Source organism: Microbulbifer sp. THAF38 (genome assembly GCF_009363535.1).
Classification (GTDB): Bacteria; Pseudomonadota; Gammaproteobacteria; order Pseudomonadales; family Cellvibrionaceae; genus Microbulbifer.
Map to the genome: position 1 here is coordinate 2,589,574 of NZ_CP045369.1, position 22,724 is coordinate 2,612,297.

At 47.8% G+C, this 22,724-nt stretch carries 18 protein-coding genes and 1 pseudogene; 8 read left to right on the forward strand and 11 right to left on the reverse strand.

Annotated elements, in window-relative coordinates:
* Nucleotides 1–532: 532 nt before the first annotated feature.
* Genes FIU95_RS10975 through FIU95_RS10985 form a run of 3 tightly spaced genes read right to left on the reverse strand, consistent with a single transcriptional unit; the run spans nucleotide 533 to nucleotide 2,917 of the window.
* Entirely contained in the window at nucleotides 533–985 is a 453-nt protein-coding gene (locus FIU95_RS10975) for a hypothetical protein (protein ID WP_152453809.1), read from the reverse strand.
* The gene (locus FIU95_RS10980) at nucleotides 972–1,646 is read right to left on the reverse strand and encodes a response regulator transcription factor (protein ID WP_216646236.1); all 675 of its coding nucleotides are present in this window, start codon (nucleotides 1,644–1,646) and stop codon (nucleotides 972–974) included. Before FIU95_RS10980 ends, FIU95_RS10975 begins: the two co-directional genes overlap by 14 nt.
* Nucleotides 1,646–2,917, reverse strand: coding sequence for a sensor histidine kinase (locus FIU95_RS10985; RefSeq protein WP_253868573.1), 1,272 nt, complete (start codon nucleotides 2,915–2,917; stop codon nucleotides 1,646–1,648). Before FIU95_RS10985 ends, FIU95_RS10980 begins: the two co-directional genes overlap by 1 nt.
* 190 nt (nucleotides 2,918–3,107) lie before the next feature.
* Between FIU95_RS10985 and FIU95_RS10990 the strand changes: the two genes are divergently transcribed.
* The gene (locus FIU95_RS10990; protein ID WP_152453811.1) at nucleotides 3,108–3,935 is read left to right on the forward strand and encodes a DUF2306 domain-containing protein; all 828 of its coding nucleotides are present in this window, start codon (nucleotides 3,108–3,110) and stop codon (nucleotides 3,933–3,935) included.
* Nucleotides 3,936–4,241: 306 nt separating this feature from the next.
* Here the strand turns inward: FIU95_RS10990 and FIU95_RS10995 are convergent, their stop codons facing one another.
* The 5 genes and pseudogenes from FIU95_RS10995 to FIU95_RS21730 all read right to left on the reverse strand — a co-directional run bounded on the left by FIU95_RS10995 (nucleotide 4,242) and on the right by FIU95_RS21730 (nucleotide 10,717).
* A complete protein-coding gene (locus FIU95_RS10995) occupies nucleotides 4,242–5,384 on the reverse strand; it encodes a serine hydrolase (RefSeq protein WP_152453812.1) in 1,143 nt (380 codons plus the stop codon).
* A gap of 277 nt (nucleotides 5,385–5,661) precedes the next feature.
* On the reverse strand, nucleotides 5,662–7,020 hold the full coding sequence (locus tag FIU95_RS11000) for a serine hydrolase (RefSeq protein WP_152453813.1): 1,359 nt from the start codon (nucleotides 7,018–7,020) through the stop codon (nucleotides 5,662–5,664).
* A gap of 716 nt (nucleotides 7,021–7,736) precedes the next feature.
* On the reverse strand, nucleotides 7,737–8,903 hold the full coding sequence (locus tag FIU95_RS11005) for an acyltransferase (RefSeq protein ID WP_152453814.1): 1,167 nt from the start codon (nucleotides 8,901–8,903) through the stop codon (nucleotides 7,737–7,739).
* 564 nt (nucleotides 8,904–9,467) lie between these two features.
* On the reverse strand, nucleotides 9,468–9,989 hold the full coding sequence (locus tag FIU95_RS11010) for an HD domain-containing protein (RefSeq protein WP_152453815.1): 522 nt from the start codon (nucleotides 9,987–9,989) through the stop codon (nucleotides 9,468–9,470).
* Nucleotides 9,990–10,342: 353 nt separating this feature from the next.
* Nucleotides 10,343–10,717, reverse strand: a pseudogene (locus FIU95_RS21730) (ketopantoate reductase family protein).
* A gap of 471 nt (nucleotides 10,718–11,188) precedes the next feature.
* On the opposite strand from FIU95_RS21730, the gene FIU95_RS11025 reads away from it, so the two are divergent.
* Nucleotides 11,189–12,268 carry a 3-deoxy-7-phosphoheptulonate synthase gene (locus tag FIU95_RS11025; RefSeq protein WP_152453817.1) on the forward strand — a complete coding sequence of 360 codons (1,080 nt, stop codon included), beginning with the start codon at nucleotides 11,189–11,191 and terminating at the stop codon, nucleotides 12,266–12,268.
* Nucleotides 12,269–13,188: 920 nt separating this feature from the next.
* Complete coding sequence (locus FIU95_RS11030) at nucleotides 13,189–13,797, forward strand: OsmC family protein (RefSeq protein WP_152453818.1); 609 nt, start codon at nucleotides 13,189–13,191, stop codon at nucleotides 13,795–13,797.
* Between the two features lie 339 nt (nucleotides 13,798–14,136).
* Here FIU95_RS11030 and tnpA read toward each other — a convergent pair whose 3' ends face one another.
* Entirely contained in the window at nucleotides 14,137–14,571 is a 435-nt protein-coding gene (gene tnpA, locus FIU95_RS11035) for an IS200/IS605 family transposase (RefSeq protein ID WP_152453819.1), read from the reverse strand.
* Nucleotides 14,572–15,247: 676 nt separating this feature from the next.
* Here tnpA and FIU95_RS11040 point away from each other — a divergent pair.
* From FIU95_RS11040 to FIU95_RS11060, 5 genes are all read left to right on the forward strand, one after another.
* On the forward strand, nucleotides 15,248–15,703 hold the full coding sequence (locus tag FIU95_RS11040) for a hypothetical protein (protein WP_152453820.1): 456 nt from the start codon (nucleotides 15,248–15,250) through the stop codon (nucleotides 15,701–15,703).
* Between the two features lie 307 nt (nucleotides 15,704–16,010).
* Nucleotides 16,011–16,430 (forward strand): ester cyclase, encoded by a 420-nt coding sequence (locus tag FIU95_RS11045; protein ID WP_152453821.1) that lies wholly within the window; start codon nucleotides 16,011–16,013, stop codon nucleotides 16,428–16,430.
* A gap of 96 nt (nucleotides 16,431–16,526) precedes the next feature.
* Nucleotides 16,527–17,195 carry a pyroglutamyl-peptidase I gene (pcp, locus tag FIU95_RS11050; RefSeq protein WP_152453822.1) on the forward strand — a complete coding sequence of 223 codons (669 nt, stop codon included), beginning with the start codon at nucleotides 16,527–16,529 and terminating at the stop codon, nucleotides 17,193–17,195.
* Between the two features lie 224 nt (nucleotides 17,196–17,419).
* A complete protein-coding gene (gene hrpB / locus FIU95_RS11055; RefSeq protein WP_152453823.1) occupies nucleotides 17,420–19,996 on the forward strand; it encodes an ATP-dependent helicase HrpB in 2,577 nt (858 codons plus the stop codon).
* Between the two features lie 178 nt (nucleotides 19,997–20,174).
* Nucleotides 20,175–21,173, forward strand: coding sequence for an endo alpha-1,4 polygalactosaminidase (locus tag FIU95_RS11060; protein WP_152453824.1), 999 nt, complete (start codon nucleotides 20,175–20,177; stop codon nucleotides 21,171–21,173).
* Between the two features lie 68 nt (nucleotides 21,174–21,241).
* On the opposite strand, the gene FIU95_RS11065 is transcribed toward FIU95_RS11060, so the two are convergent.
* Together FIU95_RS11065 and FIU95_RS11070 are read right to left on the reverse strand one after the other, a co-directional pair.
* On the reverse strand, nucleotides 21,242–21,676 hold the full coding sequence (locus FIU95_RS11065) for a nuclear transport factor 2 family protein (RefSeq protein ID WP_152453825.1): 435 nt from the start codon (nucleotides 21,674–21,676) through the stop codon (nucleotides 21,242–21,244).
* Nucleotides 21,660–22,535, reverse strand: a complete 876-nt coding sequence (locus FIU95_RS11070) for a patatin-like phospholipase family protein (protein WP_152453826.1) — start codon at nucleotides 22,533–22,535, stop codon at nucleotides 21,660–21,662. The genes FIU95_RS11065 and FIU95_RS11070 overlap by 17 nt, the downstream gene beginning before the upstream one ends.
* Between the last annotated feature and the right edge of the window lie 189 nt (nucleotides 22,536–22,724).

The window sequence follows — 22,724 nt, forward strand, 5'->3', positions numbered from 1 at the left end:
ATTCTTTCAATTTCTTCGCAGCTGAAATCAGTATGGCAAACATGGCAATCAAATCTGCGCTCCTCATGTGCAGCTCCACAGTGAGGGCAATTCGCAGTACGTTTTTCATACAGCCACTGAGCTTGATCAAATAAGTGAAACATAAGCTGCTTCCCAATTATCAAACACTATAAGTAATAATAGTTAATTTATAAGCAACATCTATATATCACGCTTCTCCCTAATTCCAAAGCTCATCGGTCCGATCACACCAAAATTGCTGAATTTCAAGAAGCTCCCTTTAATTGCTAAACATATTCAAAGAAACATCTCGATAGTACTAGCGTACAGACATTTCACTTTAGAAGTCTTGATGGTGAGAAAAATCATTGTGATGGGGGAAGTTGTTTTTCGAAAAGTACGACCTGGTTAGGACCTCAAAGGTACAAAGAGAAATCTATTTGTCTGACTTCGAAAAAAGAAACTAGCAAGTTAAAAAACAACCTTGAGGTTTAAGACATCGGGTAGCTGGTACAGTCCCCGAGCGCATACATTACTGCATGCCCTTCTCAACCGGCGCTTCTGTTACCGCAGGCCAGACCAGTCCCGCCCTTGTTACTACGAGCAGTAATACAAACGACATCTCCAGCGCGAGGAAAACACCAATAGGGTGGTTAGGTACGCCGCGTATCATCAGGTAGAACAAGTAGCTCATAGTAAGCAGATTACTTGCAAGTGTAACGTTGAGCGCGTAGCCACGTTCTTGCCAGAGTGGTTTACATAGCAGGAGGTTTAACACCGCTGCGCCAGCGAGCATCATGCTAGGCAACATCAGTAGCAAACCGTGGGATAAATCCGTTCCTTCGCTGGTTACCATTGGCCAGATTGCAACAAGGTGGCCCTGGGCTCCGAGGGTGAGGAACAGCCCCAGAATTACTGCGCTGATGGCTGCAAGACGATACAGTGCGTTGCGTTGCGAAACGCGTGTTGATCTAGAATCCGACATCGCGCTCCCCCACAGTGGCCAGACCACATTCGTAAGCGAACACGACCGCCTGTGCGCGATCACGCAGCCCGAGTTTGGAAAGCAAGCTGGAAACGTGGGTTTTCACGGTGGCGGGTCCAATAAACAGGGCTTCGGCAATCTCGGCATTACTCTTGCCGGCGGCGATGGCCTCCAGTACTTCACGCTCGCGAGTAGTGAGGCGCTCCAGGCGTTCTGACAAGTTGCGCCCTGCCCCCAATTTCTGTGCGAACTGGCTGATCAGGCGTTGAGTGATGCCCGGTGCAAGCATGGCACCGCCCTCTGCTACGGTGCGTACTGCCTGTACCAGTGCCTCAGGGGGAATATCCTTAAGCACAAAGCCACTGGCTCCAGCTCGCAGCGCGCGAAACACATATTCATCGGGATCGAACGTGGTCAAAATAATAACGCGGCAAGTTGCATCACTAGCTTCCAGGATACGCGCTGTGGCTTCCAGCCCGTCCATCTCCGGCATGCGGATATCCATCAGGATGATATCCGGTTGATGCGCTCGTGCGGCTTCAACTGCCTCGATGCCGGTACCGGCCTCTGCGACCACTTCAATATCGGGCTCGTTATCCAAGATTAGGGCAAAGCCGCGTCGCACCAAAGCCTGGTCGTCCACCACCATCACTCGCAACATTATCTTTTCACCATTCCTGTAGGTAGTTGTGCATATACCTCAAAACCACCACTATCGACCGCACCCGCATACAGATAGCCACCGAGTAGCTCCGCGCGCTCGCGCATGCCTGCAATGCCGTGTCCACCGCCGGGCTGCTCGTCACTAGTTGTTTCCACCATGGGCCGCTCACCAGTGGTGTTGCCGTCATCGCGCACATGAACCGTAAGAGAGCCATGCTCTGCGCGTACATTCACTTCCACCCGCGCTGCGGCACCAACATGCTTTATGACATTAGTGAGGGATTCCTGAACGATGCGATAGGTGGCGAGCGCGATGCTAGTCGGTACATTCTTCAGCGTGCCGTGGGTTTCGTAGTCGACCTCGGTTAACACTTGCCGGACCTTTTCAATCAGAGCTGGCAAATCATTGAGGTCCGGTTGCGGGGTGAGTGCAGTGTCGTCACTGGTGGGGCGCAGTACGCCGAGCAAATGGCGCATTTCTGTCATGGCCTGACGGCCTGCAGCCTCCACAGAAGCCATGGCCTCACTGGCGGCTTGCGGGTTATTGCGGCTGATGGCCCTGGCGGCACCAGCCTGTACAGTCATAAGGCTCACCTGGTGCGCCACCACATCATGCATCTCGCGGGCGATTCGAGTGCGCTCGGCCACTACCGCGCGCTCGGATTCGGCATTGCGTTCGCGCTCTAAATATTTAGCCCTCTCTTCCAGCAAGCGGAGATATTCGCCGCGAAAACGCAGCCGGCGACCGATATACCACAACGCCCATACCAGCATCACCGTTACCGTGCCTGCCGCCGTTGGCTGAACCGGAATCCCCTTGTCAAACGCCACAAATACCAGAGTTGCGATGGCCACAATAAAGCTGGCCCGGGTATTGGCCTCGTAGCGGCCAAGGCTATACAGCGAAACCGCCATGGCAACGATGCCATCCGCCGGTAAACCCAGCTCCAGCAATATTGTTGCGCCGAGAATAACGGCCTGTACCTGCCAGGGGTGTGTGCGACGCCACAACAGAGCGAAGGAGCCGATGAACGCACACTGGAAAGCAATGACATCCCACAGGTTCTGCAGGGCCAACACCTCACGCGAACCGCCGCGCGACCACAACAGCAGCGTCAGCAAGAACATGAGCAGAGCAATGAGCAGGTCGGTCAGGTGCGGCCAGCGCTCGAAGGGCCCGCGAAAGGGCTGCCATACAGGAAGCTTGGGTAATTCCAGGCTGGCGTTGGGCGGATTCGACGTAGGTGTACTTAGGGACGAGGTTTTCATTTCCGCATGCTAAACCAGGTGCAAACAGCTGTCATTGGACTTTCAGGGGAGGCGGGAGCAGGAACATCTCCACCTTTTGGGGGAGGTCCGATTCCTGCCTGTGGCCGATGTGCGTAGGTCTGAAAAAGTCGAACATGCTCGGCAAGCACACTCAGACCTAACACGGACCATCATCGCCTGGAGAAGCCCCATGAACGACGCTGTACTCAGCCAAACACTGCTGCGGCCATTAAATGCCCGGCGGGCCGTTAACCTGTCAGTAAAAACCTGGTTTTATGTCGCCGCCATTGGCCATGCGATCTTCCTTACCTATATCCTGGCCGTATTTTACCCCCCCATCGCCGAGTCTGGATTGTACGGCTTAAAGGGTCTGCACCTGCCGACGGGCTTCCGCGAGGGGGATACCCTGGGCAACCTGGCTTCGGTTAGTCACGTGTTATTGGCCGTGATTGTGATTGGCGGCGGGCCCCTGCAACTGATCCCCTCGGTGCGGCGGTATGCCCCCAGATTCCATCGCTGGCTGGGGCGCAGCTATCTGCTAGCGGCCGTTATCACAAGTGTTGCTGGGATGTACATGACCTGGACGCGGCACACCTTTGGTAATCTGGTATCGCAAATCAGCATCACCATGGACGGTATACTGATTCTGGTTTTTGCCTTTTTGGCAGTGCGCACCGCGATGACCAAGCGCATTGCCGAGCACCGCCGCTGGGCCATGCGCCTTTTTTTGGCTGCCAGTGCAGTGTGGTTCTTTCGTGTGGCTCTGATGGGCTGGGCAATGCTCACCGGCGGCTGGGGAATCGAATGGAAATCTTTTACCGGGCCGTTCCTATATGCCCTGGGCTTCGGTCAATACCTGCTCCCGCTGGCCATGCTGGAGTGGTATTTTCACTGTCAAAAGCGTGGAGCCGGACAGGGTACCCAAATTGCTTTTGTCAGTACCCTGATACCTCTGACTGTGTTTATGGCCATTGGTATTTTTGCCGCTACGATGGGCCTGTGGTTGCCACGGATCTAAGGCTGCTCGGCCAGATTATCCTGAAATTTTTCTGATGATTTGGCTGTAGAGCTCTACGATTAGTGGAATTCTACAGCCGCTATGATTCTGGATACCCACCAAATAAAAGTGTAAACAACAAAAAATCTTATCTGAAACAAAGGATTAAAAAATACTAGGAGACAGCTAGCTAAATGGGTATGGATACTTAAAGGTGAAATATATTTATCACATTGAAGTGAACCCTCAACTCTGGTGAGCCAACCGCTCGCCTTTCACTATTCTGCACCCAGCGCCTCATCCCCACTTTACCAACCAGCTCCACTGTCACATGTTATGTGAAACTGCCAACGGCTCGGCCAAACGCTTGATTATTTCCCAAGAAGCCTGCTGGGCGGACTGAAATTTTCCATCATTGGAGGTAATAACTATCAAAGAATTAGTGTCTGGAAAAATTGCAAGTAATGAATACCACGTGCCATTTGAACCGTTATGCCAATGAACATTACCAATATCTAAGCCTTTAGGCGACCCAATTACCCACCCATAGGCATAGTTATTAAGGTTGGGAGAATGTAAACGATGAAAGGATTCTTTCTCCAGAATCGTACCTCGCCCTTTCAACCCTTTAAGGTGTTCACTGGCATATAAAGCCAAATCATAGAGAGAGATATGAATGGTACCAGCAGGCCCAAGAATTGGTGAATTATCTTGTTTCGTGCTTATTTTAAAGCCAAGAATATTTTTATGCCCCCATGGCTGATCCAACTTATCTTCTGAATCATTTGGCACTCCAAAACCCCCACTCTTGATCCCCAAGGGAGCAAAAACCTCTTGCATGATTAAATTTTCCCACGGAATTCCTGTCTTCTTTTCAGCCATTACCCCAGCAATCGTATATCCAATATTTGAATACATAAAAGTATGACCAGGTGTCGTTTCAGGCTTTTTGGCAAGTACATTTTTTACAGCGGTTTCTCTCGCTTTCATTCTAGCAGCACCCGCTTCAGGATTTTTAAAAAAAATAAAGGGTGAGAAATCGCGTGCAACTCCAGATGTATGAGTGAGCAAATCTCTTAAAGTTACACTTTTCCATTCTAAGTTAATTTTACTTTCATCTGGAAACACATCTTCAATAGAAGTACCCCAGTCTAAATCGCCTCTTTCAATCAGACGAGCAATCATTGTGGCAGTGAAAGATTTCGTAATAGAACCGATATGCCACTTGTCATCTAGGCTAACAAACGAATCACTGCCTTTCTTACGCTCACCACTGACGGAAAGGCCAACGACCTTACCATCCTGAATAACTATGGCACCAAGGCCGACCAAATCTGAAAGTCTTCTTTTTTCGTCAACTGCGTCTTCCAAAATTTTCTCTACCGTCTGTACGGGACTTCCTTCAGAGGCAAAGTTATTAATCGAATAAAGAGCCAAAATAGCGATTGAAAGTAAAACTTTTATGTTCATTGTTAAATCTCAAAGTGTATAGCTAGCTTACGCAATGAAGGCTGATTGAACATCAATATATTTTATATTTTGAATTCCCAATCTCTAAGTACCTAACCCCCTACTTTCTATTTGAACCCATCGCCCTCGCGCCCGCCCCAATCCGACTACAAGCATCACTTACCAAGGTCCCCTACCAGAAAATGGCAACCCAAGGCTTGAGAAGAAGTAAGGATTTCTATTTTGAAAAAAATGACATCCACCCTGCCCCTACAGACAGGGAGGAGATAAGTTCTAGTTATATTTTTATCGCTTTCTGAGGCTCTAAGGCAAGATCACTATAGAAATTCATGATCTGCTCGCCCCCTTCACCATTCTCAATGACCATGTAAGTCAAAGTGCCTTCAAAATAAAAACTATTCTCTGACATCGGAGTGATTTCAAATTTTGGCCCATCATTTCTTTGTGAAAAGACTTTTCCATTTTCTAGCGACAAAGTCCGCACAGAGCCTGCATCCACTTTATAACTACCCATAAAACCCTTGACCTTACTTTCATCAAGTGGGACGGGTTCAAATTTAGGTACGGGTATGTCAAGCGCTTCGGCTGCCAGTAGCTTGCTGATAAAGCTAGGATTGCGGCTACTCAAATTACTTAAAACAGCGACATATAAATCTTCCGATGGAGCATAAAAAGCATCAGTAACAAAACCAGGTATACCACCACTATGTGCAATAATGTCATACTTGTTAAACTTGCTGACACCCAGCCCGTAACCATAGTTTGATATTGAACCATCATTTAATTTAAACGGTTCAGTCATCATTTTATAGCTTTTTTTAGATATCAAACCACCTTCCCGCAAAGCACTAAACCAAATATTCAAATCACTCACGGTAGATAAAAGGGCTCCCGCTGCATGAGGCCACATCATATCTATATACATCGCATTAACAACACCATTCGGCGTCAAATCATAACCATTTGCTCTATTGGGGATGATTTTAGAGCTAGCGTAATAGCTCGATTGCATACCTAATTTTTTAAAAATATTTTCCTCAATGAAATCAGCATATGATTGCCCACTGACAACCTCAATAATTTTTCCCAGCAGAATATACCCGGTGTTCGAGTAGCGCATTTCTTCACCCGTTTTGAACTGCATTGGGTGTTTAGCAAAGCGAACCAACATATCATCGATAGTTGTTGGAACCTGTATTTCTTTAGCAAAAATTTCCTCATCTTCAGTGTAATTAGCAATACCAGAAGTATGAGTTAAGAGATGCTCAATGGTTACGTCGTTTCCTTCAGTTGGAAAGTCAGGTATATATTTATGAATATTATCCGTTAGCGAAAGCTTATCCTGTTCCTGCAGCATCATTATTGCCGCTGCAGTAAACTGTTTAGTGATAGAGCCCAGACGAAATACACTATTAGGTGTTAGTGGTATATTGTGCTCTAGATTTGCGAGGCCATGGGCCCCTTGAAAAAGCACTTTACCTTTTTTACTGACAATAACAGCAACGCCAGGCTCATCAGCTTCAATATTTTCTACTAAAATCTCTTTGTAACGTTTCTGTTCACTCTCCATCACACCCGCAAAAGATACATTTAAATTTAACAGCAACAAAAATGTACCAAGCATTAATCTTTTCATTTTACCCCTTTCCTTTTGAAACAAAGCTAGACAAATAAGTATCTCGACAATCGATTATAACATTGACTTGAATCATGGCTCGCAAATTATTCGTTTTTTTTCGAACTATTGACATCATAGCACCTGCCTTGTTCAACACTATCAACTTAAAGGGGTTAGCTTCCAAATCAGTAAAGATAGAGTGGGATAATGAGTAGCCTAAGCTTGCCTTAAAAATATAAATTGGCACCATAGCCTTACCTGGCGGCTTCTAGACTGAAGATTTGTATTAGATGTAATGAGATGCTCTTTTATAGAGTAAATCGACATTCATGGCAGGTGAACATTCGCAGTTCAATTAATCGTGCAATATTTTTTCTTGATGGTTCCCTCTCTGATTTGTGACATCTATGTACATCTATAGTTTACGGGATCACCACACTCCTCCAGAAAGCCTCTTATCGCAGAGCCACCCACAGCTTTGTCATCGGTAGGAATTTGACATGCTAGTGCTAACTCTCAGAACCAGTGACATCCAAAAAATAAAACAGACGCTTACCTACAACATTAGACGTGAAAGGCTATCGATTAGAGATAGGTACCCTCCCCCAAAGCAGCCCCTATGAATTACTACCTGACCGGTCTCCTCATAAATTTAGTGATGCTCGTTAAGCCCTCATCTGCTCCTTATGATTACCACGTCTTACAGGGGAGAAGCTGTAATTCTCATACTCATATTACGTTTCCCTGGCAGGCCGGCGAACAGCTTTATTGTAAGCAATACCATCACTGACGTTACTCCTTCTAGGCTTAAGCCCGAAGAATCTACGTGTTAAATTAAATGGATAAATAACTAGCAAACATATGGCTGCGGTTATAAAAAAAGCACTAATAGCTAATATCATAGCTTTATAGGTCAAAGAGATGGGCAAGCTAATGACATGGTAACCAACCACCACGATGACTGTTTGGTGGAAAATATAAAAAGGAAAAATTAATTCATTGCTTAATTTTAGCCATTTAGGAGTAGTTGTTAGGTGGCGCTGAGCATACCCCAAAAGGGTCAATAGCGCTGACCAAGCGACCAAACAGCACACAAACCACCAAATCGACCAACGAGTTTGCAATGATAGATACTCGCTTAAGTCTGGCGAATAGTAATAACCATAGAAAATAAATGAGCTGACCAGCAACCACGTAAAGTTTTTTCGTCGGTACTTTTCCAGCGATAGCCAGACCTTCTGGGATTGTATGCAAATCATACCTGCAGCAAAGAAAAATAAATAAAACAAGGAGGAAGATAGGTTATCTATACCATGACCATTATCAGGAAAATATAATTTCAGGCCCACTCTGAGTATAATTAATACCAAAACTAACCCAAATAGACCACAGGATGTATCTGATAACCACTCCAAAAATTCTTTAAGTGAGCTTGCCCATTGCGACTCTAAAAACAAATGAAACGGTACGGCTAGCAAGGAAAAGACGACCAAGTACTCAATAAACCAAAGATGATTTGAATCAAACTTAAGTGCTAGCTTAGGGAATGCCTGTAAAAATGAATCATATTTGGCAATGTCCTCAATGTAACCCTGAGGAGGAACAACAATCAACACCCCGATGAGTAGCGGAACAAACAATCTAAGAAATTTATCATGTAAAAATTGATATGGATGAACCTTGCGAAGTAGCAACACACTTCCGACACCAGCAATAAAAAATAGTATTGGCAGCCTAAACTGCTCGAAATATACCATGATATCATCAAGCAGCTTGCTAGACTGTGCATTCATGATATGCCATCCATCTCCGTTAAATGGCATTAATACATGATGAAGAAATACCGCCAGGATCAATATGACTCTTAACCAGTCCAACTCTGAAATTCTATTATTATTCATTTCATACTCTTGATAAAACTCAGATTTAAAAACTTAGGCTTTATATATTATCATTCCTGCATGCGTCACCAGTAAATCACCACAGACCAAGAAAACTGACCAATTTATCCATAGATAATATCAACCTACTCTTCTGGGTAATATTCTAAATTTAAAGCTGGTACGTGATTTGGTACTGGAGTTACTTTTAGCATAAAAACAAGTCTAAACAATACAATAGCTGCTATAAAGAGCATGTTTCTTCTCAGATTTTAATGATGCCCTCGATCAACCTAGCTTCGCTGATACAGTGAATAAATTCAAACCATGCCTGCCAGTAAGTTCGGGTTACATTTTCTTATGCTTATTGTTTAACTTATCTACCACTTCATCCAAAAAATCACAAACATTATACTTTTTTGCCATTACCATATCAGAGCCTAATGATAAATAAATTAAATTACATGACGAACCATTGAACGAGAGCGCTTTAACTCTTTTTAGTGATCTATCGGGTTGAAAAGCTGGCCAATATAGGAAGAGCGTACAATTTATTGTCCGTACATAGTTTAGTAATTCTTCGCTTCAATTAGCCGCACTTCTCTCTAACCGATTATGGCCTTCACTCGCAATAGCCTCAAAGCAGAGATCAAGCTCTGGGAATACATCCCAACGATCTGCGCCTAAGGTATGAGATATTCGATCAATCAATTGCAGCTCAAGCTCTTCTACGCGCTTACCTTTCCACAATTTGTCTGAGAGCGCAATCGTTAGCTCTTCTATCGTCCATTCCATATCACTCCAACGAGCATGAGAAAGACAGCATCGCGCAATTGCTGGTGCAAAACCTCTCGAGAGTAATATCCTTTCACCTTCAGGTTCATGTTGTGATCCTGGGCCATACATTTCATTGGTATGTGTAATTTTCCCAATATCATGTATTACTACACCAATACGGACAAAGTCTGGATCGAGGTTCACTTTCATTTCCATAAACTTTTCGATCAGGAGATCGGCCGCCTCACCAACCAGTGCTACATGATTAATAAGATGCTGAGGTGCATTCAGATGATCTAGTAGCTGAAACGCTTCTTCTCTAGTTTTCAGAACCTAGCCCTCTAGTTGTTGGAGCGTGCCTTTACTTGGATTCCCTGCGAATGCCTTCCTTTTGTTTACCTGCCATCAACTATTGGTAGTCCAGGCTGAAGCCCTCTTCTAGGTGAGGTATATAGTCACAGGTTCCTCAGGGTAACATTATTACTATGACAACCGTATTCGATGATGACACCATACTGATTCGGTAGCTCCAGGAGATTCCGGATATGCGAGACCATTGAGACAGGGTTGCAATGGGGAGAGCGAGCAAGGTCACTACATGACCACACTGGAGGTAACTAGCTAAACGGAAGTTGTCGGCTACCCCAAACCGTTAACCCATAAAATTCCTGATTGTATTTTTATCAAACACCACTGCATCCGACGTAGACAAAACTGTTAACCGGTGTTGCTACCTTCAGCAGCTTCCCTCTTCGCACAACAGCACCATTTAGGGGCTCAAGCTCCAGGCGCCTTCCAGATACTATATCGAAATACATCGAACCAGGAGCCTTATTGAGCACTCCAGGAGGCAACTTCTTCTCCATATGCCTAAGTGTACGCTCAACCGTATACTCCGAAAGCTCTATTCCACTTTGCCGAGCTAAGACAGAAACCTAACGCATGATATCAACGAAGAGCTCGCGAGAGGCTTGGCAGGCTAAAAGTGTGCCTGCAGGCAACCGTGTGAGCGCTGTCATTCCGTTCACCGCACAGATGAACAAAAACTTCTCCCAAATTTAGTGGGCCACTACAACAGACTAAATTTTTCCCCTTAGTTAAGTTATCTAGGCGGTTGACATTAGATGTATCAAGGTGGTTACTTGGATTGCTATTCCTATCTCTGTAAAACTGAGCTGCTCACATAATGAGTGGCTCATCAAAAGCTGGCCCCTTTGAACATGAACAACTCTGAAAGGGAGCCACATTGATCACCTATCAATGATTCAGTGCTCATGGGCAAGATTGAACTCAACTGATGAAGCTCCAAATCATCACTTCTTCCACGCCAAAACTCTCCTAAGCAACTTCCTCTAAACGTCCCTGAAGTGCCAAACTGTCATGGGAAAAATACAAATGTGCACCCCAAAATCAGACCTATTATTTGGTTGCAAATGAAACCCTCGCCCTATTCTTTGCAGCACAGTAGGATAAGTCATCCGCCTGCAGGTGCAGAGCGGCACTAAGGAACAGAGTAATCAGAAGACGCTATGACTACACAGCAGTTCGACGACCTGAATGTCGTCTCCCAGGAAGTCCTGATCAGCCCGGAGATGCTGAAAGCAGAGCTCCCCATTAGCGATGCCGCCGAAGAGACTGTCGCCAAAGGGCGCAGCGCCGTGCGTGATATCCTCGATCGCAAAGACCACCGCTTGATGGTGGTTATCGGACCTTGCTCCGTTCACGATGTGGACGCCGCAATGGATTATGCCAAGCGCTTGAAAGCGGTGGCTGACAAGGTTTCCGATACCCTGCTGATAGTAATGCGAGTCTATTTTGAGAAGCCGCGCACCACAGTTGGCTGGAAGGGCCTGATCAACGATCCCCACTTGAATGATTCCTTCAAGATTGAGGAAGGCCTGCATATCGGCCGCAAGCTACTTTTAGATGTCGCCGAGCTGGGGCTACCCACTGCTACCGAAGCGCTGGACCCAATCTCTCCCCAGTACCTGCAAGACCTGATCTCCTGGTCTGCCATTGGCGCTCGCACCACCGAATCCCAGACACACCGTGAAATGGCCAGCGGCCTTTCCTCTGCCGTAGGCTTTAAGAATGGTACCGATGGCGGATTGGAAGTGGCGATTAATGCCTTGCAATCTGTCGCTAATCCCCACCGATTCCTGGGTATCAACAAGCGCGGCCAGGTGGCCATTATTCACACTTCCGGCAACTCTTATGGCCACGTGGTGCTGCGTGGGGGTAATGACAAGCCAAATTACGATTCGGTCAGTGTCGCTATGTGTGAACAGGAGCTGCGTAGCGCCGGAATTACCCCCAATATCATGGTCGACTGCAGCCACGCCAACTCCAATAAAAACCACGAACTACAGCCCCTGGTGGTAGATAATGTGACCCACCAGATTCTTGATGGCAACCAATCAATTATTGGCATTATGGTGGAGAGTAACCTGAAAGCCGGTAACCAAAAGATTCCCGCCAATCTGGATGATCTGGAATACGGTGTCTCAGTTACCGACAAGTGTATCGATTGGGAAACCACGGAGTCTCTCTTACTGGGGATGGCGGAGCAGTTGCGTGAACCTCTTCAGGGTCGAACAGCCCAAGTTTGATCTTCTACGGGGGTTAATAACCCCCATTCTTCTTTTTTGGCAGAATTTTATTCCTAGCAATTGCTGTAACCCCCAACCAAATATCCACAAACCGCACCTGGCCTCTATAACCCATCTAAAACTCACCGAGAGGCTGACAAAGGAGCGCGGTGAGAGTATTCTCACCTTCGCAAAAGCCCTTAGGGAGAGATCTTCCCATTTTTTCCATTCATTATGGATAAAAATTCTGTGTATGCCCGGCGTACCCAGAAAGCTTTTAGGATAGAAGCAATAAAATGGAACTGCAGTCTAATAGAATAATTACTTACATACTGGGTGGTTTTGTACTGATTTGGCTGTTTGTGAGCCTTAGCTTCGCCTTGGACACTGGCTCCATCTTCGCCTGGGCCGCCACAGCCGTACTCTGCCTGCTCGCCGTAATCACATTCTCTTTTAAAAAGAGTCACTACATTGATTTAGATAGTAAACAATATATATCTAAAAACCGGATCCTCTGGTACAGCTGGACTAAAAAAAAATCTCTCAAAATTTTCAAGGGATTTAAAATAATCTCTTACTCCCGCCATTAGAAAGAGAACAGGAGAAGCGAAACCAGCTATCAGGTAGTTCTTGTCTTCAAATACGCGAAATCTAATGAGGGCATTATGGTAAGGGCTTTTCACAGTCGAGGAGAGGCAAAAAATTATCTAGATGTACTAGAACATAGAACAGGGCTGCCATTGTTAGCCTAAAATCAGCCCGTAAATACTGCTCAATTTCTTGCAAAAACCCACCTGAATCACCGCCAACAAAATATCTTGATTCTTTTCCTAGAATTGGGGACCCATTTCATAAACTCTTAAACTAGCAACGATTTTATTAGCTGTCATGAGATTTAGCTCTCTCAAGGCAAAATTATTCATTGTTGCGAGGTGCCTATTATGGAACCCATAGAGTGGGACATGTCCTCAACAACCATCGTCCGCAAGCTCAGTGAAGATGCTGAGCAGGCCACATTTCCCCCACCCCATCTGGATAAGGTGAAGCAAGGGGAATTGTTAAAATTTCATGCCCATATCAATGTGGAGCAAATGCCCCAGGGTCATCACCTGAAGAAAGCTACCATTTTTTCCAATGTACCCAATGGAGGAACCTGGGAGCTAATATGTGATGAGGGAACTGCGGTTGGAGGCCGTGGGAGCGCCCCATCTCCAATTATGTATTTTTCTGCTGGGCTAGCGCTTTGCATGATGTCTCACGTAGAAATGCTGGCACAGCTATCTGGCATTCATCTGAAGAAAGTAAAACTCGAGCAAAAGACTGAATTTTCAACCACCTTAAATTTTGGTGGAATTGAAGCCGAGAAGGTATTCGGCAAGGGAGAACGAGTAGAAATTCACCTGATGATCGAAAGCGATGAGACCGAGGAAAAACTTGTGGAGTTTGCCCACTGCTGTCGGCAAGCCTGTATGTCACTACAAACGGTAGCTAATGCCACACCAGTCACTACCTCCCTCTACCTTAACAGCAAGGCTATAACCTTTGAGTGAATAACACCATCCATCTAACCCACGAGTGCACACTTTAAATACGATGATTTCCAGAGCAAACTCTTAAAACTGTAGCCCTTTCTTTTAATATCAGATTAAAAGCAGAGAAGGGGTTTTGTGTGTCCGTTGTTTATGGGTAGGATCATAGCTCAAGAAAGCTTTGAAACCACCTTCATCAATATGCCTGCCCCCATTGATCGTGACTCCAGGCTCTTAAACATCAAATTTTGCAACTAAAAATCCGCATTCTTAGAATGCGGATTTACCCTCTGCCCCCTAAAAGGGGGCTATTGAGTCAGCCTTCCTAGAAGGCTAACTGGGAGTCATCCCAAAGTAGAATCATCCGCGTAAATCTAACTGAGATTGACGCTGCTCAATTTTCTCCTGATACTTTACATACTTCCGTATCATGTCTGCATCAACTCCAACTGTATCTACACAGTAACCTTTCGCCCAAAAGTGATTACCCCAATATGGCTTCTTCCTAAGGTAAGGGAAACGCGTAAAGACCCTCAATGCGGTTTTCCCTTTTACTACTCCTAGAAGCCTAGAAATTGAGATCTTCGGTGGCACCTTAACCAGCAGATGCACATGATCTACCTGAACATTCAGCTCCACGACACTGCATCGCAACTGACTGCAGTAGACTTGAATGCAGTTGTGAACTTCATTTGCAATAGGACCTTTTAGTACCCTGTAACGGTACTTTGGAACCCAAACGATATGATATTGGCAATGCCAAAGCACATGCGTTAACTTTTCAAAACGGCTCATGTTATTTCCTTTTATTCGAACTGTGGGGACAACTCGAACCTAGGTGTAACATGGGCCGCCCCATTCGTAATGGGCAAAGCCAATTACTCATAACCACGTCCTTAGGACGTGGGTTTCTACATCACACTAAAGAAGATAGGACCGAATAATGAGTAGTGAAAGTACCAGTTAATCTTCAAACCCTCAAAAACTCGACTACCGGATATTGCCCTTCAATCTAGCCCTTTCTCACTGGCCCTTTCTCAGCCCCCCCACAAACTCTTTAAGGTCCCGAGAAAAGCCAGAGTAACACTGAACGAAGCAGTAATTCCCAAAAAGCAATCAATAACACAACCCATGGAGTGCAATGGCTCCCCAAGCGAAACCTCATACCAACAAGATCAAGACGGTGGGTACGATCAACTTTCTAGCGAGCAGCCAACACGAAACCCATACAAATCTGTTGTTATTACCTAAGCTTCCAGCTGGAATTTAAATTCCAAAAGAATGCCTTTAACTAGAGCAGGTTTTGCACCCTTTAAAAATAACAGAAAATTTTACTATTGGTTTATTTTTCTTTATTTCGTTGAAGTCTTTAAAACCTATGGTGAAGCAACCGAAACTTCCAATAGACCACATTGGGACACAACACACATTTGAGTAGACTTGTTGCCAAGTTGGGAGAAGGAGAAATGTTATGCGATATTTATTTTCAATGATCTTGTTGTTCTCTCTTGCGGGATACGGTGTAGCCCAAGAGCGACTTTCTCAGTTGCCAGCTGGCTCTTCACCGGTGCAAATACTTGGTAAGACTTACTATCAAAGTGGTAACACCTTCTATGCCTTTAATGAGCAGGGCCGTTATTTTTACCCGGTAAATCCGCCCACCCGTATCCGTCAGTATGAGCAACCGAGAAGCATGTATTGGCGCGATTCTCGCCCCCGTTATTATTCACGTGGCACGCCTAGCTACTATTGGCGCAGTTCGCCTAACTACTATTGGCGCGGTACTATGCCTCGTAACTACGGCCTAACTCGCGACCAGATTGAAGGTTGTATGAATTTCGCGGCAGACAAGGCTAATGCCAACCATGCGAACGGTGGTAAGGTTTATATCCGCGAATATAACCAGTGCATCAGTAATTATCGCTAACAAAGTTAGACAACTGATGACGCATTGACAGAGTTTCTTGAGAAACTCGAAGGGGCCGCAAGGCCCCTTTCCTGTTTATACCGGATGCCCGAAATATATCTCATTATTTCATTATCTTTCCAAGGCCCTGAAATAGAAATGTCACCTTATTCTCAGCAGTACTAGCCGGAACAAAGGTTTGTTTCTTTCCGACCCTATCAGGCAGTTTTCACTCTCTTCATTTTCTTTCTCTACTCATTCTTTCTTTACACTATGCTTGCCCTGCCTGAGAACCCAAATCTTGCCGACCATAAAACTGGAGAGCACTATGTCCGCCAACCATAAAGCGACATCTAAAAAGTTACTCGAGCTATGGGGGGACAACACCCCACATGAAGCCTCTGATTATTTATCTGCCAATTACAAAAATCACCAAATGCCAGATGCCTCTGGCGGCACTTCAACAGATACGCTAGAAGAGTGGCAAGATTTAGTGAAGGAATTTCACAATAGCTTCTCCGATGTGAAAATGGAGATTTTACTGCAAGTTGCAGAAGGTGATTATGTATGTACCCGTTGGCGCATCACGGCTACTCACACAGGTAAATTCATGCAATATGAGGCCACCAATAAAACCAGCAGCTGGACAGGCACCCATACCGACCGATACGAAGGTGGAAAGATGGTAGAAAGTTGGGTGGATTGGGATAAATACTCCTTCCTTGAAGAGCTGGGGCTGATCAAGTAAACCCGACTAAACTAAAACCCCGGATCTAACGAATGCGAATTCGGGGTTTTAGTAAGATGCTGACCTCATCGAATGACTACCAACAATTAAGCTGCCATGACAAAAGTTCTCGTTACTGGATTTGAGCCCTTTGGCCATACACCGATCAACCCGGCCGAATCCGTGATGCGTGTACTGGACGGCACCCGTATCGGCAGCGCTGAAATCTACGGACTGCTCGTACCAAATAACTTCTTCGAAAGTATTGATGTTGTGACCGCTGCAATAGGAGAGCTTCGCCCACAAATTGTGGTGATGCTCGGTGAATATGCAGGCCGCGCGGTCATTACGGTAGAGAGAATCGCACAAAATTTAAATGACTCAACACGCTACCAACTGAAGGATAACCGGGGTGTTGAAATGCAGGGTGAGCCCACCATCCCCAACGGCCCTGTTGCTTATCGCAGCAACCTCCCCCTTCGAGCTATGGTGAAAGCGATGCGCAGTGCCGGTGTTCCAACAGACATTTCAGACACCGCCGCCACCTTCTGCTGCAATCACCTGATGTATGGAGTACTTCACCACATTATTACCAATCAGTTGGAAATTCGCGCAGGCTGGATACACCTTCCTCAATTACCACAAGTAGCGGCGTTGGCAGAAAATATTGGCACCCCCAGCATGTCCAGGGAGACAGCCGCTCTCGGAGTGCATGCCGGTATTGAAGCCGCACTGGAGCACACTGAGGATATTGATGAAGCCATTTTATCCAAGCCGCAGATTTAAAATGCCTTAATCTCAACCAATCCCGATTCTAAATCCAAATACTTGCGGAGCCAGCAGCAAAGAATTGGCAACTCTGGTCGCCAACATTCATGAACCGGCGTGGTTTTCAATTAAGGCTCAATCCCAGCTAACCCTAGCCATAAGCCTCGCCAATCCATTCTTTACCAGCCTTTGACTCGGCGCCCCTTATAACTTCCCCTGCCCAGCCGCTATAATCGCTCCCCATGTCAGAGTTACCTATTTATTCCGCCCTACCCGAGTTACTGCAAAGCCTGAATAAGCACAACAATGTGGTGCTACAGGCTCCACCAGGTGCCGGTAAGACCACTGTTGTTCCTTTAGCCCTGCTCGACACCGACTGGCTGGGCCAGCGCAATATCATTATGTTGGAGCCCCGTCGCCTGGCTGCACGCACCGCTGCGGCACGTATGGCTGCCCAGCTTGGAGAGAGGCTGGGTGAAACAGTGGGTTACCAGGTACGCGGGGAACGCCGGCTGAGTGCGAAAACCCGCATCCTGGTTGTTACCGAGGGAATTCTTACCCGATTGTTGCAGTCTGACCCCGAACTGTCAGAAACCGCACTGGTTATTTTTGATGAGTTTCACGAACGCAGTCTGCAGGCAGACCTGTCCCTGGCACTGTGCCTGCAATCCCAGGAGTATCTGCGCGAAGATTTGAAGCTGCTGGTAATGTCAGCAACCCTGGAAACCGAGGCAGTAGCCAGGGTGCTCGGCGGCGCGCCAGTGGTCAGTAGTGAGGGGCGCAGCTTCCCCGTACATATCGATTACCTTGACCAGCGGGAGGAGCCCGAAGATCACCGCTCTGTGCCCGCGCTCATGAGCCGCAAGATTCTCGAAGCGCTACGTAAAGAGGCAGGCAGTGTGCTCGCATTCCTTCCGGGAGTGGCAGAGATTCGCAAGGTGGAGGAGCTACTGCGCGAACAGCTCGCCTCTGTGAGTGATCTCAAACCAGATAGCATTATTCTCGCCCCGCTCTATGGAGATTTGACCCGCGAACAGCAGGATCAGGCCATCTCACCGGCCGCGCCTGAACAACGCAAAGTGGTACTGGCAACCAATGTGGCAGAGACCAGCCTGACCATTGAAGGGATTCGCATCGTTGTGGATTCCGGCTTAATGCGGGAGTCTCGCTTCGACCCCAACAGCGGCATGAATCGGCTGGAGACCTGCCGAATCTCCCAGGCCTCTGCGACCCAGCGCAGCGGCCGCGCCGGACGCCTCAGCGAAGGGAACTGCCTGCGCCTGTGGAGCGAGGGACGCCAGCGCAGCCTCAGTGGCAAGACCACTCCGGAGATTCTACGCAGTGATTTGGCCCCGCTGGCACTGGAACTAGCCCTATGGGGAGTCAGTGATCCCACCGATCTCTGCTGGCTGGACCTTCCCCCCGCGGGCCCTCTGGCCCAGGCCCAAGCCCTTTTACAACAACTGGGTGCCCTCGACCAGGATCTGCGTATTACTCCACACGGCAGTGCCATGCTTACCCTTGGCTGCCACCCGCGCCTCGCCCATATGATGCTTCGCAGCCTCGATTGGCAGCTATCGCAACAGGCCTGCCTGCTGGCGGCACTGCTGTCAGAGCGGGATATCTTCCGCGGTGAAGCGCGCTGGGACAGGGATATCAGCAAGCGTATCGAGGTACTACAAGGCCGTGTCAAAGGCCAAAGTATCGATCGGGGTGCGGTACAGCGAATTCGCCAGCAGGCCAAAACCTGGCAGGCCCAATTACAGAATTTCAAAGAGCAAGGGCCACAAAACAGCGAAAGTATTGACCAAGCCGATGGGATAGGAGCGCTACTGGGGCTCGCCTATCCCGATAGGATCGCAAAAAGCCGCAACGACAGCGGCCGCCGTTTCCTACTCTGTAGCGGCCGAGGGGCACATTTCTCCCACGACGATGCCCTCGCGCTGAGCGAATTCCTGGTTATTGCAGAACTGGATGGCCAGGGCCGCGATGCGCGAATACAGCTAGCCGCTCAAATTTCAGAGGGTGCGATACACCGCTGCTTTGCCGATCGAATTGAACGCAACACAGCCATTCGCTGGGACGATACGGCCGGGCGCGCAGAGGCCCTGGAGCAGGTCACACTGGGCAAACTGGTGTTGCAGCAACAAGTCGCCAAAGATGTTCCCGCAGAATTATTGAGCCGGGCACTACTTGATGCCATTCGCCAGAAAGGACTCTCGCTACTGCCCTGGAGTAAAGAAGCCCTGCAGTTCCGCGCACGGGTGGAATTTTTGCGAACAGAGGAAAGTGGTCAATCTCTACTGGGAGGCACTCCGCTACCCGACTGGAGTGATGATGCGCTGTTGCAGGAACTTGAGAACTGGCTACTTCCACACCTAACTGGCTTCAATAAGTTGGAGCAGCTCAAGCAGCTGGACCTGCTCAATATTCTGCGTACACAGCTCGATTGGGACCATATTCGACAAGTTGATGAGCTGGCTCCCAGCCACTACACCGTACCCAGCGGTTCGCGCATTGCTATCGACTACGAGACATCCCCGCCAATCCTGGCCGTGCGCCTTCAGGAACTCTTTGGCTTGGCACAGACTCCGGCAGTTTTGCACGGGCGCTACCCACTAATGATTCACCTGCTTTCCCCGGCTCGCCGCCCGGTACAGATCACTCGCGATCTGGCTAACTTTTGGGCAAGCACTTACGAAGAGGTCAAAAAAGAATTGCGGATCAAATACCAGAAGCACTACTGGCCAGATGACCCCTGCACTGCGGTCGCCACCAACAAGACCAAAAAGAGAATGGATAACACCAGGGGCTCCTAAGAGACCTCAAAGCAGGCATTTTCACCCCTGTTAAGTCGGCATTCAGCAATCAACCACTAAATTGCAGCAATTTAAGTTGGCGTTTGATAATCGGGAACAATATCTGTACTTTTCTGCCAATAGATTACTAACAGACAGTCCATCTAAACTTACCCATACATCCAGTTGGAGAACGACCTTGCACCGGAAGCTAGCACTATTTTTCAGTCCACTACTCTTTCTCGGCTGTAGTGATGATTTACCCGACATCATTATCCCCGCAAATATCGATTATGATCAGGAAATGCGCCTGTTTGTGGAGGATATCAGCGACTATGCAAAGGGCCTTGACCGAGACTTTATTATCGTCCCGCAAAACGGTATTGAGCTGATCACCACCAATACCAAGACTAATGGCCCGGTAGATGACGCCTATGTGGACTCTACCGATGGCATCGCCCAGGAGGCGGTCTTCTTTGGGCAGGATGGTAAGGTAGACCAACCCACCAGCGAGACCGAAAGCGAGCGCCTGCGGGACTATCTCAACTTGGCTAAGGATGAAGGCCGTGAAATCCTGGTGACCGATTACGCCTATAGCGAAGACAAGGTTAAAGAGTCTTACGAGGAGAACGAGAAAGCCGGCTACATCTCCTTCGCCGCCGATAATACGCTTCTGAACAATATTCCTTCCTACCCGGAAAAACCTTTCAATGTGAACAATGACGACATTGATAGGTTGGAAGATGTCAAAAATTTCCTCAATATCACCAATACTACAAGCTTCTCCACGCCCCAGGAATTCGTGGACGAGCTATCCGAAACCGACTACGACCTGCTGATTATCGACTTATTCTTTAAGGATGGCTCAACTTATACCGAAGAGCAGATCAAGCAGTTAAAAAAGAAGAACAATGGCGGGGACCGCCTGTTGATGGCCTATGTCAACATTGGCATGGCCCAAAGTAACCGCTACTACTGGCAAAACTCCTGGCCCACCAATCCACCGGCTTGGTTGCTAGATGAAATTGATCGATCGGGCAACTATTACGTGGAGTACTGGAAAGCCGGCTGGCAGGACATCATCTATGGCAACAACAGCTCCTATATCTTCAAGATCGTAGATGCGGGCTTCGATGGTGCTTATATGGATGGCATCGACGTTTTTGAGTATTTCGATTCCCTCGAAACCGAGGAATAAGCGTAAATTTCGCTTTATTGGTGCCTAAATCTCCACCCATCGCCAACTGGATGGGTGGAGATTGGAAATCAAGCCGGCTGGGAATCCTTGTACTGAGTCACATACTGGGACAGGCGGCCGGACATCTCTTCCGCCAGCTTCTGCAGGGCGTTGAGGGGACGTATCATCACCTCAAACTCCACGATCTTGCCATTCTCATCAAAGCGAATGATATCCAGCCCTTTAAGGCTCTTGTCACCGATGCTGGCCTTAAACTCCAAAGCCAGATCGCGGCCTGACTCAGTAGTGAAGCTGCGATCGTATTCAAAGCTTTCAAATACCTGCATCACCGTATTGAGGATCAGGCAGACTGCCGCAGCGCTGTGATAAGGCTTAAAGAACGCCGGAGAGCGGAATACCGCGTCCTCCGCAACGATTGTGGGCAGCCGACTGAGGTCCCGCTCCGCAACCATCTCGTGCCACAGGGCGATTGACTCCGCTATTGGATTATTGGTATTGCTCATTGAGCATCTCCTGTTCAAGCATGTGTTTTTGTAAAAACTCCCGGCCATCGGCACGACCGAGCTCATAAGTCTTTTGCGCCAATTCGGGATTGGTGTAATCCCAAACACTGATAAACGGCGGCTGCGAGGGTTGCACATAGGTCCACAGCTGCTCCCCGTGGCGCCTGGTAAAGCAGTTTGGATAACGGGGATAGCAGCGACTGAGCAGTATCAACACCCGGCCCGTCCCACGGTCCAGCCCAGCCACCGGGATATTGTCCACCACCCCACCATCAAGAACGGGAGCGCCGGACCGGCGCAAACGCGGCGTGAACGGCGGCGTACAGGATGAGCAGAGAATGAGCTCCACCAACTCCTCAACACTCTGGCAATCCTGTGCACGATAGAAGTTCTGCTTAAAGCCAAGGCCCAGAGCTATCTTCGGGTGCAGACTGCGCAGCAAATGCTTATCGGTGTAATAGGCCAATGCGCCAACACCAAATGCCAACCCGGCAGGTAAAAGGCTTGGGGGGTGGACAATACCAATTTGCAGATCGGCGGCCGCGCGCAATGGCTGCATACCATCGCGAAACAGCTCCAACATGGCATTGCGAAAAATCCCGTATTGGGGAAACACCCGCTCTCTCTTTACCAGGTTGCCCCAGTAAGCGTTCTTGCGGTTGGCCGCAAAAGCCGACCAGAAGTGCTCACGGCCCTCTTCAATTCGCCCCATCAGGATCAGGCTTGCCATCAGCCCACCAGCAGATACCGCGGTTACCCGCCTCGGCGATAGCCCAATTTCACCGGCAACAGACTCCCAAAAACCTATTTGCCAGGTACAGCGCCCGCCACCACCGGCAAAAACAACCTGATCAAACATGCGTCCCTTTCCTGTTCAATGGGCTAATCACCCTGGCAGGCCTATAGCCGGCCTTCACAGTTGATTTAGCAATATGTAATTTATATGCAACTAATTGCATAAGCTAATGGAATCAGCGGGTTAGTGCAACCAGAGGATTCCCGACACCCAATCTTGCAAAGCTTATGTGACAGTTAGGCACCAACCCAT